Source organism: Falsiroseomonas oryzae, assembly GCF_027856955.1.
GTDB lineage: Bacteria > Pseudomonadota > Alphaproteobacteria > Acetobacterales > Acetobacteraceae > Falsiroseomonas > Falsiroseomonas oryzae.
In genome coordinates this window covers 1-808 of the sequence record NZ_JAPSMD010000926.1, presented here as the reverse complement: position 1 = coordinate 808, position 808 = coordinate 1, and the positions used below count along the sequence as shown (strand labels likewise).

General features: G+C 77.0%; 2 protein-coding genes. One reads left to right on the top strand and one right to left on the bottom strand.

The genetic code is table 11. From position 1 onward, the window contains the following. Window positions 1–261: phosphoribosyltransferase family protein (locus tag OZN99_RS32735; protein ID WP_270939347.1), on the top strand; the 261-nt coding region annotated here is incomplete at its 5' end. Between the two features lie 9 nt (window positions 262–270). Here the strand turns inward: OZN99_RS32735 and OZN99_RS32730 are convergent. Next, a partial coding sequence (locus tag OZN99_RS32730; protein ID WP_270939346.1) for a P-loop NTPase family protein occupies window positions 271–808 on the bottom strand: 538 nt, incomplete at its 5' end.

Genomic DNA, 808 nt, shown 5'->3' with positions numbered 1-808 from the left:
GTGGTGGATGACGGCCTCGCCACCGGCGCCACCGCGCGCGCCGCGCTGCATGCCCTGCGCCGCCGCGGCCCCGCCCGGCTGGTGCTGGCGGTGCCCGTCGGCACGCCGGAGACGGTGGCCGCGCTGGCCGGGGAGGCGGACGAGGTGGTCTGCCTGCGCCAGGGCGACATCCCCTTCGGCGTCGGCGGCTGCTACGACGATTTCCACCAGCTGGACGATGCCGAGGTCATCGCCCTGCTCGACGCGGCAAGGCGGGACTGATCCCGGGCGCTACCGCCCCGCCAGCTGCCGCTGGCCGGCGGAGAGGTTCGCGGCATCCGCCGCGATGCGCGTGCCCTGCGCCTCCAGCAGGGCTTCCAGCAGGCTGCGCTGCCGTGTGCCGTGCAGCGCGGCGCCGGCCTGCTCCGGCCGGATGGTAACGTTCACCAGCACCGGCACTCCGCGCCCGCCGCCCAGGCTGTTCCAGGCCTGCTCGGCCCGGCTGCGCACGCCGCCGCCGGTCGTCCGGCCGTTCAGCCAGGCGGCCAGCGCGACCGTGTTGCCGCTGTCGCGCGATTGCCGGGCCTGCCAGGTGGCGCCGCCGGCGCGCAGGCTGAAGGTCACGTCCTGGTCGCCGGCCCCGAAGCGGGCGCGTTCCGCGGAAACCATCATCCAGGTCACCTGCGCCGGGAACACCACCGCCTCCGCGGTGACGCGAAGGTCGCCGCAGGCCAGCTCGGCCGCGCCTGCCGTCGGCGCGCAGCCATCCACCGCGGCCAGGCGCAGCGCCACGCGCTCCGGCGCGCGGTTCGCGGCCTCCTGCAGGAGC